We start from the raw sequence: 15,205 nt of genomic DNA on the forward strand, positions 1-15,205 counted from the left end.
ATACCATTTAATCCCCCTCCCCGTATGCGTCATATATTCTACCCCTTATTCATTGTATTCATTAGTATAAGCACCCTATCGGCGCAAACTGCCGCACTCTCCGGCACGGTAGCTACGGCGGAGGACGGTCCCCTCGCCTTTGCCAATGTCATCCTTTACGCCGATTCCGTCATCACTAAAGTGGCCGTGACGGACGACGGGGGCGCGTTCACCTTCCCTACCATCGCGACCGGCACGTACGAGCTGGCCGTTTCCGCGCTGGGCTATACGACCTACCGTCAGCCGGTACAGCTTAAGGATCGCGACCTATCCCTGGGCACCCTCGTCCTGCAGGCTGATGCGGCCGTACTGGCCGAAGCCACCGTGGTGGCCCAGAAGCCCATCGTACAGGTCCTGCCGGACAAGACCGTCTTCAACGTCGACAAGACCATCGCCGCGGCGGGCAACTCCGCCTGGGAGCTCCTGCGCAAGGCACCGGGCGTGATCGTCGACAATGCCGGCGGCATCATCCTGGAGGGCAAGTCTGGCGTACAGTTCTACTTCAACGGCAAGGAATCCCCCCTGCGCGGTGCGGACCTGCAGGCCTACCTCGAGAGCCTGCAGGCCTCCGACATCGCCAGCATCGAGCTCATCACCCAACCCTCCTCCAAGTACGATGCTGCCGGCACCGCCGGTATCATCAACATCGTGCTTAAAAAAGACGAACGCCTCGGCACCAACGGCACCCTCAATGGCGGCGTCACCCAGGGCGACTTCCGCCGCTACACCTCCGGACTCACCCTCAACCACCGTACCGCCAAAAGCAACGTGTATGGTTCCTACGGGGGCCGCTACGGCGAGAACAGTGGCTTCTTATTCCTGCGCCGCGAGCAGGGGGGCACGGAGTTCGACGCCCGCACCCTGTCGTACAGCGACCGCAACAGCCATAACGTGCGCCTCAACTATGACCTGTACGCTACGGAGCGGTCCACCTTCGGCGCAGCGGTAAGCGTGAACCGCTACGACAGCGACTTCAGCAGCGACTCCCGCACCCCCATCCGCCCCCTCGGCGATGAAGTACCGACGAGCGTGCTGGTGGCCAACAACGAAGGCGACTCCGAGTCCACCAACCTGACCGCCAACCTGAATTACGTCTACGAAGACAGCAGCGGCACCCGTCTCACCGTAGATCTGGACGCGGGCAGCTACCGCTCCGACGGCTACACCTTCCAGCCCAATGTGTACTACAACGGCCGCGAGACCACGGTGCTCCGGCAGAATATCACGGCCCAGCAGACCCCGGTGCAGGTAGACCTGACGGCAGCCAAGTTCAGCTACGAGCGCCCCCTGGGAACGGGCACCCTGGACGTCGGGGCCAAGTTCTCCCTGGTCCGCACCGACAACAACTTCGGCTTCTTCCGCTTCCTGCAGCAGGAGATGGTCCGCGACGATAGCCGCAGCAACCGCTTCGTCTACCGTGAAAACATCAACGCCGGCTACCTGAACTATGCCACCGCCATCGGTAAGGTGAAGCTACAGGCTGGCCTACGGGTAGAGCACACGGCTTCGGACGGTCAGCTCATCAGCAGTCAGCGCAGCACCAGCGACCGCGTACAACGCAACTATACCGACTTCTTCCCCAGTGGCGGCCTGACCTACGCCCCCGACCGCAACCACCAGCTGGCCCTCAACTACGGCCGGCGCATCACGCGGCCCAACTACAGCTCCCTGAACCCCTTCGAGTCCAAGATCGACGAGCTATCCTTTCGCCGGGGCAATCCCTTCCTGCAACCCCAGTACGCCAATACGCTGAAACTCACTCACACCTATAAGTACAAGCTGAATACCTCCCTCAGCTATACCCGCATCACCGATTTCTTCGCTCAGATCACCGAGGCCGAGGGCCCGGACCGCAACTTCATCTCCACGCGCAACATCGCCAACCAGCACGTGCTCAACCTGGGCGTATCCTATCCCTTTAGCCTGACCGACTGGTCCAACAGCTACCTCAGCGTGAACGCCTACACCAGCCGCTACGAGGCCACCCAGCCCGGCTTCGTCGCCCTGGACCAGCAGACGCTCAGCCTGTACGCTCAGACGACCTTTCGGCTACCGGCCGCGGTGTCCCTGGAGGTCAGTGGGTGGTACAGCTCCCCCTCCGTCTGGGGCGGCACCTACCAGACCCGCAGCCTGGGCTCCCTCAATCTGGCCCTGCAGCGCAAGTTCTGGTCCGATAAGCTGAACGTCCGCCTAGCCGCCAACGACATCCTGTTCACCAGCCCCTGGGAGGGCACCACCCGCTTCGGCGAGCTCTCCATCGCCGGCAGTGGCGGCTGGGACTCCCGCTACGTCACCCTCAGCGTGAGCTATTCGTTCGGCAGCGATACGGTCGAAAAGGCGCGGCGGCGCACGTCGGGGGTGGAGGAGGAAGAGGGGCGGATAGAGTGAGGGGGGCACAGCGCACGCTCACCGGTAGTGTAGGTACGTCACCGTTACGTCGAGCCAGGTCCACGGTGTGCCTGTCTCCCCGAGCCACGTGACGTGTGCCCTTAGCGGTACCCGGATACCACTCAGCCACCCCGTTTTCGCGATAGTCACTTCCCAGCCGGTCCGCTGGGTCTCCGGCGCTACGGACCGGTAGCGCCGGGCGCTCACCTTGGCTACGTCCCCCGCCTGGGTAAAGTGAAAATCAACACTGGCCCGCAGTTCGTGCAGACTGATCGTAGCGCGGGCGCGTAGGCTGTCCAGAGCCTCCCACTGCAGGTAAGGTTCCAGGGCGATGTGGGGATACCACACGGCTTCGGCCAGGTAACGCTGCAGGGCCGCTTCGTTGGCCTTCGGTCCCGGATCCACCCGGGCTACGGGGAGAATGTCCCAGAGCCGCATCTGGGTAGTGGCCCGTTGCTGGACGAACGAGTCATAGCCGTGCACGTACACCAGCGGTAGCATACGTACCCGCACCGTCCAGTGGAAGGCCGGGGGGTGCAGGGTCACGAGCTGGTCCGCCCGGGCGGGATACCACCGCTGCTGACCGGGGGAGAGCTTCATGGATAGCGACTGCCGCAGGTGCACCTGATCGGGTCTGTACCCCTGCAGGGCTCCACTGCGGTGTAGCCACTTCACCACGATGGGCGGAAGATCGTCGGTTGCACGTGGGGATTCGATCGGCCTTGCGTCCGCTTCGTCCTTCAGCATGGTAGCCTGCTCGCGGTGGCTCTGTGCCCGGAAGTCCGCCCGCAGGTACCGGTAGGCTCCGTAGCCTAGTGCCGCTATGCCGCACAGGAGGAGATACTTACTCATGGTCGTGTGGTATACTTTATCTGACTACCTAATACGCCTGACTCCGGCCCTCCTGCCCGTGCGCCACGGCCTGCGGCGCCGGGCTCCGGTGCAGCACCAGTACCGGGAACCTACTACGCACCACCAGGTCCTGTGTAAGGGTGCGTTGGAGCAGGGCGGTCCACCGTGTCCGGGTCTGGTTGACGATCACGATCAGGTCGGCGTCGACCTCTTCGGCGTACGCGATGAGACCGTTAGAAATGTCACTATCCGTCACGGTCACCACGTTGAATGGATACTTCACCCCGACCTCCCGCTCCATCAGTGCTTCCATCAGGTCCCAGGGCACGAAGCGCACGGGCTGCTCCGCACCGGGTGTATGTACGTGGACGAAGTGCACCTTGGCCCCGTAGTACTCCGCCAGCCCCTGCAATTGCCAGAGGGGATAGGGATCGGCCGTATCCTGGTTGTTGGCGACCACCATGCGGCGGAAGGGGGCGTAGCGGCAGTGGGATGGCACGATGTATACCGGCCGGTCACAGGCCTCGCTGACCGTAGTGGCCGTGCTCCCCAGCCACTTGCCCAGCAGGGCCGTCGAGCTGCGGGGGGCCATCACGACCACGCTGATATCCTCCTCCCTGGCCCGCTCGAGAATGGCCGCCGAGGCGCTCATCCGCACCGCTACCTCGTACATAAGGTCCACCTCCTCCGGGAGATCGACGGGCGGGTAGCTCGGTGCCTTAGCCGTCGCGTAGGCAAACCGGCGCAGCCGGGCGAGGTGGTTGCCGTAGATCGTGCCGTCACCACTCACGTGCAGACTCGTGCGGGGGTCGAGGGCACCACTGTAGTAATGGGTCAGCACTACGTCCAGCTCCAGCTCCTGCGCCAGCTGCAGCCCGAAGCGGTAGGCATTGTGGCAGGCCAGGCTATAGTCTACCGGGATGAGGATTCGTGACATAGTACTGCTACTTGGTGATAGCACAAAAGTGGTGGCAGGGGGCGGGGCCGCGGGTGCAGTGGGTCACCGCTGCGCATGATCTGCGTCAGTGGTCCGTAGCCGCTGACGGATGCTCGTACCGCAGCAAGCGGAGTGCGTTGAGTACGACGACTACCGTAGAACCCTCGTGACCCACCACGGCGGGCCCGATCGCTACGATGCCCAGCACGGTGAGGGGTACCAGGAGCGCCACCATACCCAGGCTGACCACCAGATTCTGCCGGATCACCCGCGTGGCCATCCGACTCAGACCGATGGCAAAGGGCAGGTTGTCCAGCTTGTCGGCCATCAGGGCAATGTCGGCGGTCTCCAGCGCAACGGCAGATCCCGCGCCCCCCATGGCGATCCCGACGGTGCTTCTGGCCATGGCCGGTGCATCGTTCACCCCGTCGCCGATCATGGCCACATGGCCCTCCTCCTCGCGCAGCCGGTCGATGGCGGCGACCTTCTCTTCCGGCAGCAGCCCGCCGAGTGCATCCGTAAGCCCGAGCTCGCCGGCAATGGCATCGGCGACGCGCTGATTGTCACCGGTCAGCATCACCATCCGCTCGACCCCCAGCCGCCTGAGCGCGGCCAGGGTGGCGGCCGCCTCCGGCCGGGCTACGTCCATCACCGCAATGACGCCCAGGTAGGTGGAGCCCTGATGTACGATCATGGCGGTATGGCCCCCGGTTTCCAACTCGCTCATGGTCCGGTCGATCGCCCCGGGTACCTCCGTGCCGGTCAGCTCCTCGCAGAGCCGTCGGTTGCCGATGTGTACGGTAGTGCCTTCCCAGCTGGCCCGCACCCCCCGGGCGGTCAGCGCCTGTAGGTTCGTGGCCGGAGGCACGGCTAGGTCGCCGAGCCGCTCCTCCCCCCCGGCCACCACCGCTGCGGCCAGGGGGTGGTCACTCAGCGCTTCGACCGCGACGGCCGCCCGGAGCAGTTGTGTCCCGGTGGCAGCTTCGAAGGGGACCGCATGCGTGAGCGTAGGGCGCCCCGCCGTGAGCGTCCCGGTCTTATCAAAAGCTACGGCGCTCAGGCCACCGAGGTCTTCCAGCGGTCGTCCCCCCTTGATCAGTACCCCCTGGCGGGCCGCCCGGGCGATGCCCGCCAGTACCGCGCTGGGTGTAGAGATGGCTAGTGCGCAGGGCGATGCGGCGATGAGCACGGACATGGCCCGGTAGAAACTTTCCTGGAACGTTTCCTCCCGGACGAGGAATGCCCCGAGCAGCAGCAGCACTACGGCCAGTACGGCCGGCACGTAGTACTTCTCGAAATCATCCGCCAGGTGCTGGGTCGGTGATTTCTGCGTCTCGGCTTCCCGCACTAGGGTGATCAGACGGCTCAGGGTACTGTCTTCCGTTTTACGCAGCACGTTCACTTCCAGGGCACCGGCCCCGTTGATCGTTCCGGCATACACGCGGTGTTCCGCCGGGAGCTTATCGATAGCTTCCGGCGGGGCCGGCCGGTCGTAGGGGCGCTTGTCTACGGGTACACTCTCTCCGGTGATCGGGGCCTGATTGACGGCGGACGAGCCCTGCACTACTACGCCGTCCGCCGCAATGGTAGAGTTGGGCCTTACTACGACGGTGTCCCCTAGCTGCAACTCCTCTACGAGGACTTCAACCACTTCCCCGGCCCGCCGGACCAACGCGCGTGCGGGGGCCAGATCGGACAGCGCGGCGATCGACTTGCGTGCCCGCTTCATCGCGTAATGCTCCAGTGCATGCCCGAGGCTGAACAGGAAGAGCAGCAGGGCACCTTCCCCCCACCGGCCCAGGGCCGCCGCGCCGACGGCCGCGAAGAGCATGAGAAAGTCGATCTCCAACTTGCCCCGCAGCAAGTCCCGCCTCGTGGTGAGAAGGGTAAAGAAGCCGCCGAACAACGCCGCCGCGATGTACAGCAGTAAGGGTACAGTGGGACTGACTCCGGAGACGAACGACAGGACCAGGGCCGTCACCCAGCAGCCACCACTAAAGGCCGCGAAGTACAGCTCGGTGTTTTCGCCCAGAAACTGCGGACCGACGACTTCGGCGGCCACTGCCTCCCGCCGGTCATCGACCACGCGCAGCCCCAGTCTGCCGATATCGGCGAGGACGGCGGCCCGGTCGGTCCGCTCCGCATCCCATTCCAGACGCAGTACGCCCGGCGCGGCGGCGGCTACCGATACGATACCGGCCCTGCCCCGCAGCGCCCGCTCGACGCGGCGGGCCTCGCGGGGGTGGCGAATATTGGTCGTTCGTACGTGCAGTGCTTCCATGCGGTGTAGGCCAGCAAAAGTAGACTCCCGTACGACCTGGGATCAGTGCACGGAATCATACCGGGCTATGATCTACATCACCCGTTGCGGCCCCGCCGGGCAGGAAATTAGACCAACCAACCGCACGACCATGTCTAAACTGATCGTCCCCATTGATTTTTCCATCACCTCGGCTGACGCCCTGCGCTTTGGCTGCTACCTGGCGGACCTGACCGGTTACGACCTCGAAGCCATACACGTATTCGATGGCTATGACGGTGATCCGGACTTCACCGTCGGGCGGGGCAGTGCCCGTGTACGCGGCCGGGTTAGGGACATGCTCGACAGGTTCGTACACGTGCACGCCGGTACCTCGGCCAAGTCCATCAAGACCCGCGAGGTGGTCGGTAGCGCCATCCACCAGCTGGTGCTGCAGAGCCAGCGGGAGGATGTAGCGATGATTGTTATGGGTGGTGTGGGCACGGGACTATCCAGCAGCGTCACGCCGGTCTTCGGTAGCGTAGCCCGCTCGGTAGCGCTACAGGCGGCCTGCCCGGTACTGCTGATCCCCCAGCTTGCCGGAGTGCCGGATATCCGCAAGGCCGCCATCGCCTTTGACGAGACCGAGACCCTCATGGAGCTTAGTACGCGGTTCGACGTGCTCCGGGAGGCGTTCAACCCCCACGTCAGCGTGATCCACGTCCTGTTTCAGGATACGCGGCGGGAGGAGCACGTGGAGCTCAGCCTGATCAAGGCGATGTTCCACGACACCTTCCCCCACCGCGCCGTCGACTTCGATTTTCTTCCCGAGGGCGATCTGACCGAGCGGCTGACCAACTACACCAAAGACCACCACATAGACCTACTGGTGGTGGGCCGGCAGTCCCGCAACCTGTTTACGCAGTTGCTCGTGCGCTCTGAAGTAGGCCACCTACTCGACGTGAGTGGCGTACCGGTCCTGGTGATTCCCCTGCCGAGTGAGAAGGAGTAACTACCCATCATAAGAAAACCGGGTCACATCTCTCATTCCATGCACGCCATTCGCTCAGCTACCGCCGGCACACTGGAAGAGGTCGGCAGGTTATCCGCCTTCACGGGCCGGTTCTTTCAGTCGGCCCTGAGCCGGCCCTTCGAGGGCCGGGAGCTCCTGCGGCAGTGTTACGCGATCGGCTACCGTTCCCTGTTCCTGGTACTGGCCACCGGCTTCATCATGGGTCTGGTCCTTACGCTACAGCTACGCCCTACGATGATCGACTTTGGCGCGGTGGCCTATATGCCCGATATGGTCGGTATTGCGTTCGTGCGCGAGATCGGCCCCATGGTCACGGCCCTGATCTGTGCCGGCAAGATCGGCTCGGGCATCGGGGCGGAACTGGGCTCCATGCGGGTCACCGAACAGATCGACGCCATGGAAGTATCGGGCACTAACCCCTTCCGCTTCCTGGTCGTCACCCGGGTGTGGGCGTGCATTCTGATGCTACCCCTGCTGGTGGTGGTCGCCGATGCCATGGGCCTACTGGGCTCGTACTTCATCGAATCCACCCGCGGGCAGGTCAGTTTGGCCCTGTACTTCAACCGGGCCTTCGGTGCAATGGCGATCGGCGACCTGGTCCCCGCTACGGTCAAGACCTTCTTCTTCGGTCTGGTCATCGGGGTAGTGGGCTGTTATAAAGGCTACTATTCGGCCAAGGGTACGGCCGGCGTCGGCCGGGCGGCCAACTCGGCGGTCGTCATCTCCAGCCTGCTCCTCTTCCTGGTCGACTTTATCGCCGTACTGGCTGCGGATATACTCTTCGAGATATGAAGACCCCACGGCAACATACCGACACCACCCCCCTGATCGAGATCACTAGCCTGACCAAATCGTTCGGTACCAACGCGGTACTCCGGGGGTTCAGCCTACGCCTTCTTCCCGGCGAGAACCTCGTGATCCTGGGTAGATCCGGCTCGGGTAAGTCAGTGCTCATCAAATGCCTCATCCGCCTGATCGAGCCCGACGGCGGCGACATCCGGATCATGGGCCAGGCCGTCACCCAGCTGGATCGTGCCTCGCTCGACCGGCTGCGCACCGAGGTCGGCTTCCTGTTTCAGGGCAGCGCGCTGTACGATTCGATGACGGTACGGGAGAACCTCCGCTTCCCCCTGCGCCGCCACCCCGAGCGCGCCCAGGGCGTAGCGGAAGATTCGCTGATCCAGACCGCCCTGGAGAGTGTAGGCCTCGCGCACGCGATCGATCTCCTGCCCGCAGAGCTCTCCGGCGGCATGAAGCGTAGGGTAGCGCTAGCCCGTACCCTCATCCTGAAGCCCAGGATCATCCTGTACGACGAACCCACCACCGGCCTCGACCCCATTACGGCCAATGAGATCATCCAGCTGATGCTCAAACTACAGCAAGAGCTCGGCACGGCCTCCCTCATCATCACCCACGATATGGACTGCGCACGCGTAATCGCTAACCGGGTCATCATTCTCCACGATGGGATTAACTACGCGGAGGGAACTTACAGCGACCTCGCCCGATCGCGGGATCCCCACGTCAGGGCCTTCTTCAAGGACACTAATTCCCCCTACCATGACTAATTCAACGTCACTCCGGCTGGGTATTTTCGTTACCGCGGCGCTCGTGCTGTTCATATACGCCCTGCTCCGGATCAGCGACGGCATCGATCTGTTCAAACGCACCCTTCCCGTCTACGTCGACTTCAGGGACGTACAGGGGCTACAGGTCGGCAATACCGTCCGCTTCGCCGGCGTAGCGATCGGCGAGGTGGATGCCATCACCATTCAGGATGATACGACCCTGCGGGTGGGATTGAGCCTGGACGCCTCGGCCCGCACGTTCCTCCACCGCGATGCCCTGATCGACATCGCCACCGATGGCCTGGTCGGCAACCGAATCGTAACGGTGCAGCCGGGTCCGGGAAAAGCTGCCCCCATCACGGCCGGCGATATACTCATGGGCCAGCCCAAACAAGAACTGGCCGGTATGCTCGACGCACTGAGCGCGACCAACCTGACCCTCGCCGCCCTTGCCGACAACCTGCTGGCCATCAGCGAAAAGATGAACACCGGCCCCGGCACGGTAAGTGCCCTGCTCAACGATAGTACACTAGCTACCGACCTACGGGGCAGCGCACGACAAGTCCGGCAGACTACCCAGGCGCTCCAACAGTCAGCACGTACGGTCGATCGCCTGCTGGCAGCCGCCGGCCGCGGGGAGGGCAATCTCGGCTATCTCCTACAGGACGACGGACTGCAGGGGCAGGTCGAGCAGCTGGGTGACCGGCTCGATACCCTGCTGCGCGTCCGCACGGACCCCATCGTCGATGACCTCCACCTTACTGCAGCAAGCCTGAACGCCTCCGCTAGCAGCCTGGAAGACCTGATGGACCGGCTGGCTACGGAAGATGGTCTCGTCAACACACTGACCGGCGATACCCTGGCCGCGGATCACCTCCGTGCCGTCCTGGCCAACCTCGCGGCAGGCACCGAGAAGTTCGATACCAACATGCTGGCATTACAACACAACTGGTTCTTTCGGGGATACTTCCGGCGGCAGGCCAAAAAGGCCCGCAAAGCTTCGAATACCGAATAGGCCTACACCTTCCGGGGCGGGGCCGCAGGTGCAACGAAATATGGCTGGTAGCCTGGGTGCACCATGACCAGTATCTCCCGGTCCACTGATCTCCGTCATACCGGGGATACCCCCCCATCCCCACCTTTAGGTACAGGTAGACTACCTCACTATGGACCAGCAACACATCGACCGGTTACGGCAACACCCGACCCTGGCGGACGCCGAAGTAGTAGAAACCCATATCTCCTGGCTGCTCCTGCTGCCCGAAGATGTATATAAGATGAAAAAGAACGTCCGCTTCTCCTTCCTGGATTTCTCTACGCCGGCCAAACGCAAATACTACTGCGAGCGCGAACTACAACTCAATCGACGCCTGGCCCCCGAGCTCTATCGGCGGGTAGTAGGCGTCAACCCCACCCTTTCTACTGCCCTGACCTTCGGCCCCCCGGTCCCGCAGTCCGTGGACTACGCGGTCGCCATGCGACGAATCGACCGGCGGTGGGAAATGGAGGCCCTGCTGAACCGGGATGCGGTCAGCCCTGCGGATATAGACCGTATTGCGGAGCGCCTGGCGGCTTTTCACGCCGGGGTAGTCCTCACCGATGCACTGTTTAATCCCATCGAGGTACTGGATCGCCTGACCGACATCCTTAGGTACGCCGACCGGCTGGAGCCCCTCATCGGACCGACGGGCTTGGACGAGATACGTGCGGGTATCAGCGTGGCCCGTTCGGTCCTGCGGGCCTTCCACGCCCGCTTTCACCAGCGGGCCGTGGACGGGTTCACGGTCGACGGCCACGGTGATCTGCACACCGGTAACATATTTCTGGAGCACGGCCGGCCGATCCTGTTCGACTGCCTGGAATTTGCCGACGACCTCCGCCGGATCGACGTGCTGGACGAGGTGGCTTTCCTGTACGTAGACCTGGAGGCCCGGGGACGGACGGACCTTGCCGAGCGTTTTGCCGCGAGCTACCGACGCGGAACGGCTTCAGCACCTGCCGAGGAGGACGAGCTGATCTTTAGCTTTTACCGGTTCTACCGCGTGAACGTGGCCCTGAAGGTGACCGCCATCAAGATCAGCCACTCACCGAAAGACGCTCCCGCAGAACTGACCGAACGGCTACACCGCTACCTGGACCTGCACCGGAAGTACGCCGGCAGACTACGGGAGTCAGTGCCGACCCACGATCCACTACTGGCCGGCACGCGCCCGGCATCCATGAGCAACTGAATTACACAAGGCCCAGCGTGGCCAGAACTAATCTAATGACCATGAACCAATTAACCGATAAAGTAGCCATCGTCACCGGTGGCGCGAACGGAATAGGATACGCTACCGCAGCAGTCTTCTTACGGGAGGGCGCCCGGGTGATGCTCGTAGACAACGACGGCGAGCGACTGAAGCAAGCCGCTACGGACCTTTCCTCCGACGCCGTGCGGTACTGCGTGGCCGACGTATCCCGCAGCAGTGAGGTCAAACGCTACGTGGAGGATACCCTTGCTGCCTTTGGCGGCATCGATGTATTCTTCAATAATGCGGGCATAGAAGGCACCGTGAGCCCCCTGGTGGACTATCCCGAAGATACGTTCGACCGCATCGTGGCGGTCAACATCAAGGGGGTCTGGCTGGGCTGTCAGCACGTGCTCCCCCGTATGAATACGGGAGGCAGCGTGATCATCACCTCCTCGGTAGCTGGCCTCAGGGGGTTCGCCGGTCTGGGTGCCTACGTAGCCAGCAAACACGCCGAGGTAGGGATCATGCGGGTAGCCGCGCTGGAGCACGCCGACCGCAGTATCCGGGTCAATAGCGTACATCCCGGCCCGGTAGATACGCAGATGATGCGGCACATCGAACGTCAACTGAGCGCCGATCGCCCGGAGGCCGCCAAGGAGGGGTTCGAGGCACAGATCCCCCTGAGCCGCTACGCCGCGGCAGACGAGATCGCCGACCTGGTACTGTTCCTGGCCTCGGATGCAAGCAAGTACATCACCGGCGACACCCACGTCATCGACGGAGGTATGATCGCCGGCTAATGCTGACCGTATCGCCCGATTCGCCTCCGTTACATAGTCATCGCGCTACATGCCGCAGCGCCGCCTGCAGCATTTCTGTCAGGGACTGCCGGTCCGTGTCCAGCGTCAGGTGTGCATCCCGCAGTGGCTCGTATACCTGTTTAATTGCCTTGTATACCGAGTAGTCCGCCTCGCTGTGCGGCCGCTGCGTATTGATCCGTTTCTTCACCACTGCCGGGTCACACCGCAACTCTATCCAGTATAATGGTCGGTTCAGGGCCCTGGCCAGCGTGCGGAAAGGCTTCCGGAATCTCTCCCGGTAGAACGTGCCATCTACGATCACGGGCCGGCCGCGACGTAGGGTACGCTCCGTACGACTGACCAACTCCCGATACACGCGTTCCTTCTCCTCTTCGCCGTACTGCCCGCGTAGCCCCAGCTCCCCGCGAATGATATCGGTATTGAGCGGTGTGGCCCCGGTAGCTTCCCCCAGGGCCCGGGCAAAGGTGGATTTACCCGTTCCTGGCAGACCGGTCACCACGATTAGTCCGGAGCTGGAGTGGCTGCGTTTACTCATATACTGGGTATATTGGTGATCAGCTCAGGTACCACAACAATAGCAGATTGAACAGTACACTGACAAGCCCACCGGCGATGAACTGATCGAACTGTCGACCACTGATACCCCGCACAAATAGCAGGTACAGGGCTGCCAGTGTGCAGCCGAACAGCAGCAGCGCGGGTATGCGGGGGAAGGGTAGCGCCGTCCAGCCCAGAAAGACGAGGACGAATGCTTCGGTGAGCAGCAGGGTATAGAAGGAGAGCACGAGGGTGGTGTAGCGGGTACGCAGCAAGAGACTCACCCCCATCAGAAATAGCACCAGGTAGTACATCAGCGGCGCCACCGGACCCCAGAAGGACGAATCGAAGTACGCCACTGATGCGGTGTAGTCTACCTCCAGATGGGGAAGTATGGCCAGGGCGTGGTACAACAGCAGACCCGCCGCGGTAAGCAGGAAGGCGAGCCCGTAGTTGGTCAGCGTATGTGGACTCAGATAGGATGGACGGGAGGGGTAGATCATCAGGCGGCGCGCTGTTCGGCGGATCGATGCAGGTTGCTGAACAGGGCGGTAGTGTCGCGCATCAGTTGCTCGCCGTAATCCCTCGGGATGAGTACGACTGGGCAGCCCCCTTCCTGAGATACCATCGTAGCGATACTGCCGAAGAGATCCAGGTGCCCTCCGGCGCCGGTCCCTACGCCGGCCATCACGACGAGGACTACGTCTTCGTCCAGGGTGCGCCACTTGATGTAGACCGGGGGGATACCCTCCCCCACCACCGCTTCTACGGGTGGCCCGGTCGGATCGTTGCGCACGTGTTTATCCACAAACAGGCGTAGCTGCTCCTCCAGCACGCGGCGCTCCTCCACCCGCTCTTCGGGGGTGTCCGGGCGGTTGCTGACCACCATGGGGTTGTACACGAAAATGGCGGAGAGCTGGAGCCCGGTGACCCCGGCCAGGTAGTTGGCAAATCGCAGGGTGGCGGCGGAAGCAGCAGAAAAGTCGACGGGTACGATGATTTTTTTCACTGCATGATCGGTTGGTCTGCTCTAAAGTTCGGATCGAGCACCCACCGGAGCCGTGACGTGGATCAACCCCCTCGCTGATCTGGATCATTCCCCGGGCCCACCCACTGGGATGATCTTTGGATCAAAGCCGCCTCCCCTTGACTTCCCTCGAGCAGTACCATCGTCCGGCACCACGCTATACCAGCTACCCCAGCATTCCGCACTGGCAGGCCAGGGCGCCTACCCCGGTGCAGTGGCTGGCTGCACTGAACCGCCGCATGGCAAGTAGCCGCGATACTGCGCTGTGTGTCCACCTACCCTGCGACCAGCATCGGGAAGCCGTGCACCCCTACACACACACCGTACTATCCGAGCTGGACCTATACTGCAAGGCATTGCACCTGCGGCCCCGCCTGACGCAACTACACCTGGGGGGTGGCACGCCTACCTTTCCTTCCCCGGACGCGCTGCTCCACCTGATCGATGGTATCCTGACCCGCGTAGATCTGGCGCGGGAGGTGAGCTTCAGCTTCGAGGCACAGCCCGGTCGTACGACCGCCGCACACCTCACTACCCTCGCCAGCCGCGGTTTTGGACGGATGCACATCCGCGTACGGGATTTCTTTGCGCAGACCGTACCGACCGCCGAGCAGCAGCAATCGGCCACCGCAGTCGGACGCACGACCCGAACGGCCCGTGCCCTGGGCTACGCGGTAGTGTACGAGCTGGAATACGGTCCACCCGCATGGTTTGCCGTAGATACCCTGCGGTGGATCTGCGACTTGCGCCCCGATCGCATCGTCCAGATTAGCTCCGGGCACGGTAAGTGTACCGAACCCGAGCTGCCCCGTAGGCGGGCGCAGCGTGACCCCTGCCATACCGGCCGCCGGCTACTGGAGGAAGCGGGCTACCACGCGATCGGAGCTGACCACTTTGCGCTAGCTGACGACCCACTGGTCCACGCCAGTCGCGGTGGCTCCCTGCACCGCAGCGTGATGGGCTACACCAGTATACGGGCCACCCTGACGCTCGCCCTGGGGTGTGCGGCCATCGGGGACAGCGGGAATACCTACGTACAGAACGAACACCGGGTAGCCCCCTACCAGCGCGCCGTACTGGAGGACGGCCGCTTGCCGATCGCAAAGGGCCACATCCTGAGTGCCGAGGAGCAGATCGTGCGCCGGCACATCCTCAACCTCCTGTGCCGCGGCCATACCCAGTGGCGGGCACCCGAACTACGCTGCGCGGCCGTCGAACGAGCTACCGACCTGTGGAACGAGATGGCCGTAGACGGACTACTGCGCCGCTCCCCCTACCGGATAGACGTGGGGCCCCGGGGCCGGCCATTTCTGCACACCATCTGTCTGCCGCTAGATGACCACTACTGGGCTCAGCAGCACTGACGGATATCATGCCTGCCGCTGCGATACGTTATACCGGGGGGTGGGCGGCTGCCCGACCTTGAGGGCATACTAACACCGTCTGTATGATGCGCATTTACCCCACCCCCTCCGAGCGGCTTGCGTAATGGGGGGATATATTCATTATGCATACTAATTCACTATGAGC

14 protein-coding genes are annotated in these 15,205 nt (G+C 63.0%); 8 read left to right on the forward strand and 6 right to left on the reverse strand.

Annotation, left to right across the window (positions count from 1 at the left end):
• Positions 1-24 precede the first annotated feature (24 nt).
• Complete coding sequence (locus MJQ68_RS09035) at positions 25-2,427, forward strand: TonB-dependent receptor domain-containing protein (protein WP_238750724.1); 2,403 nt, start codon at positions 25-27, stop codon at positions 2,425-2,427.
• Positions 2,428-2,445: 18 nt separating this feature from the next.
• Here the strand turns inward: MJQ68_RS09035 and MJQ68_RS09040 are convergent, their stop codons facing one another.
• From MJQ68_RS09040 to MJQ68_RS09050, 3 genes are all read right to left on the reverse strand, one after another.
• On the reverse strand, positions 2,446-3,279 hold the full coding sequence (locus MJQ68_RS09040; protein WP_238750725.1) for a DUF6920 family protein: 834 nt from the start codon (positions 3,277-3,279) through the stop codon (positions 2,446-2,448).
• Positions 3,280-3,307: 28 nt separating this feature from the next.
• The gene (locus MJQ68_RS09045; RefSeq protein ID WP_238750726.1) at positions 3,308-4,216 is read right to left on the reverse strand and encodes a universal stress protein; all 909 of its coding nucleotides are present in this window, start codon (positions 4,214-4,216) and stop codon (positions 3,308-3,310) included.
• 85 nt (positions 4,217-4,301) lie between these two features.
• The gene (locus MJQ68_RS09050; protein WP_238750727.1) at positions 4,302-6,497 is read right to left on the reverse strand and encodes a heavy metal translocating P-type ATPase; all 2,196 of its coding nucleotides are present in this window, start codon (positions 6,495-6,497) and stop codon (positions 4,302-4,304) included.
• 67 nt (positions 6,498-6,564) lie between these two features.
• Between MJQ68_RS09050 and MJQ68_RS09055 the strand changes: the two genes are divergently transcribed.
• The 6 genes from MJQ68_RS09055 (at position 6,565) to MJQ68_RS09080 (ending at position 12,090) form a co-directional block, all read left to right on the forward strand.
• On the forward strand, positions 6,565-7,467 hold the full coding sequence (locus MJQ68_RS09055; RefSeq protein ID WP_238750728.1) for a universal stress protein: 903 nt from the start codon (positions 6,565-6,567) through the stop codon (positions 7,465-7,467).
• Between the two features lie 39 nt (positions 7,468-7,506).
• Positions 7,507-8,280: an MlaE family ABC transporter permease gene (locus tag MJQ68_RS09060; RefSeq protein ID WP_238750729.1), complete on the forward strand. Its 774-nt coding sequence runs from the start codon at positions 7,507-7,509 to the stop codon at positions 8,278-8,280.
• Positions 8,277-9,056 carry an ABC transporter ATP-binding protein gene (locus MJQ68_RS09065; protein WP_238750730.1) on the forward strand — a complete coding sequence of 260 codons (780 nt, stop codon included), beginning with the start codon at positions 8,277-8,279 and terminating at the stop codon, positions 9,054-9,056. Before MJQ68_RS09060 ends, MJQ68_RS09065 begins: the two co-directional genes overlap by 4 nt.
• A complete protein-coding gene (locus MJQ68_RS09070; protein WP_238750731.1) occupies positions 9,049-10,071 on the forward strand; it encodes an MlaD family protein in 1,023 nt (340 codons plus the stop codon). The genes MJQ68_RS09065 and MJQ68_RS09070 overlap by 8 nt, the downstream gene beginning before the upstream one ends.
• Positions 10,072-10,222: 151 nt before the next feature.
• Positions 10,223-11,287, forward strand: coding sequence for a phosphotransferase (locus tag MJQ68_RS09075; protein WP_238750732.1), 1,065 nt, complete (start codon positions 10,223-10,225; stop codon positions 11,285-11,287).
• Between the two features lie 41 nt (positions 11,288-11,328).
• Positions 11,329-12,090: an SDR family NAD(P)-dependent oxidoreductase gene (locus MJQ68_RS09080; RefSeq protein WP_238750733.1), complete on the forward strand. Its 762-nt coding sequence runs from the start codon at positions 11,329-11,331 to the stop codon at positions 12,088-12,090.
• Positions 12,091-12,127: 37 nt separating this feature from the next.
• Here MJQ68_RS09080 and MJQ68_RS09085 read toward each other — a convergent pair whose 3' ends face one another.
• From MJQ68_RS09085 to MJQ68_RS09095, 3 genes are read right to left on the reverse strand one after another with little or no spacing between them, the layout of a single operon-like run.
• On the reverse strand, positions 12,128-12,646 hold the full coding sequence (locus MJQ68_RS09085; protein ID WP_238750734.1) for an AAA family ATPase: 519 nt from the start codon (positions 12,644-12,646) through the stop codon (positions 12,128-12,130).
• A gap of 19 nt (positions 12,647-12,665) precedes the next feature.
• Positions 12,666-13,151 carry a hypothetical protein gene (locus MJQ68_RS09090; RefSeq protein WP_238750735.1) on the reverse strand — a complete coding sequence of 162 codons (486 nt, stop codon included), beginning with the start codon at positions 13,149-13,151 and terminating at the stop codon, positions 12,666-12,668.
• Positions 13,151-13,657, reverse strand: a complete 507-nt coding sequence (locus MJQ68_RS09095) for a universal stress protein (protein WP_238750736.1) — start codon at positions 13,655-13,657, stop codon at positions 13,151-13,153. The genes MJQ68_RS09090 and MJQ68_RS09095 overlap by 1 nt, the downstream gene beginning before the upstream one ends.
• Positions 13,658-13,794: 137 nt before the next feature.
• Here MJQ68_RS09095 and MJQ68_RS09100 point away from each other — a divergent pair, with 137 nt between their 5' ends.
• Positions 13,795-15,039 (forward strand): oxygen-independent coproporphyrinogen III oxidase, encoded by a 1,245-nt coding sequence (locus MJQ68_RS09100; protein ID WP_238750737.1) that lies wholly within the window; start codon positions 13,795-13,797, stop codon positions 15,037-15,039.
• The last annotated feature ends 166 nt before the right edge of the window (positions 15,040-15,205 follow it).

This window comes from Neolewinella maritima (assembly GCF_923081025.1).
Classification (GTDB): Bacteria; Bacteroidota; Bacteroidia; order Chitinophagales; family Saprospiraceae; genus Neolewinella; species Neolewinella maritima.

Bases quoted from the DNA above. Each gene is read 5' to 3' on its own strand.
- MJQ68_RS09080 (WP_238750733.1), top strand. From the start codon at position 11,329: ATGAACCAATTAACCGATAAAGTAGCCATCGTCACCGGTGGCGCGAAC.
- MJQ68_RS09035 (WP_238750724.1), top strand. From the start codon at position 25: ATGCGTCATATATTCTACCCCTTATTCATTGTATTCATTAGTATAAGC.
- MJQ68_RS09055 (WP_238750728.1), top strand. From the start codon at position 6,565: ATGATCTACATCACCCGTTGCGGCCCCGCCGGGCAGGAAATTAGACCA.
- MJQ68_RS09045 (WP_238750726.1), bottom strand. From the start codon at position 4,216: ATGTCACGAATCCTCATCCCGGTAGACTATAGCCTGGCCTGCCACAAT.
- MJQ68_RS09050 (WP_238750727.1), bottom strand. From the start codon at position 6,497: ATGGAAGCACTGCACGTACGAACGACCAATATTCGCCACCCCCGCGAG.
- MJQ68_RS09085 (WP_238750734.1), bottom strand. From the start codon at position 12,646: ATGAGTAAACGCAGCCACTCCAGCTCCGGACTAATCGTGGTGACCGGT.
- MJQ68_RS09060 (WP_238750729.1), top strand. From the start codon at position 7,507: ATGCACGCCATTCGCTCAGCTACCGCCGGCACACTGGAAGAGGTCGGC.
- MJQ68_RS09090 (WP_238750735.1), bottom strand. From the start codon at position 13,151: ATGATCTACCCCTCCCGTCCATCCTATCTGAGTCCACATACGCTGACC.
- MJQ68_RS09075 (WP_238750732.1), top strand. From the start codon at position 10,223: ATGGACCAGCAACACATCGACCGGTTACGGCAACACCCGACCCTGGCG.
- MJQ68_RS09065 (WP_238750730.1), top strand. From the start codon at position 8,277: ATGAAGACCCCACGGCAACATACCGACACCACCCCCCTGATCGAGATC.
- MJQ68_RS09070 (WP_238750731.1), top strand. From the start codon at position 9,049: ATGACTAATTCAACGTCACTCCGGCTGGGTATTTTCGTTACCGCGGCG.
- MJQ68_RS09040 (WP_238750725.1), bottom strand. From the start codon at position 3,279: ATGAGTAAGTATCTCCTCCTGTGCGGCATAGCGGCACTAGGCTACGGA.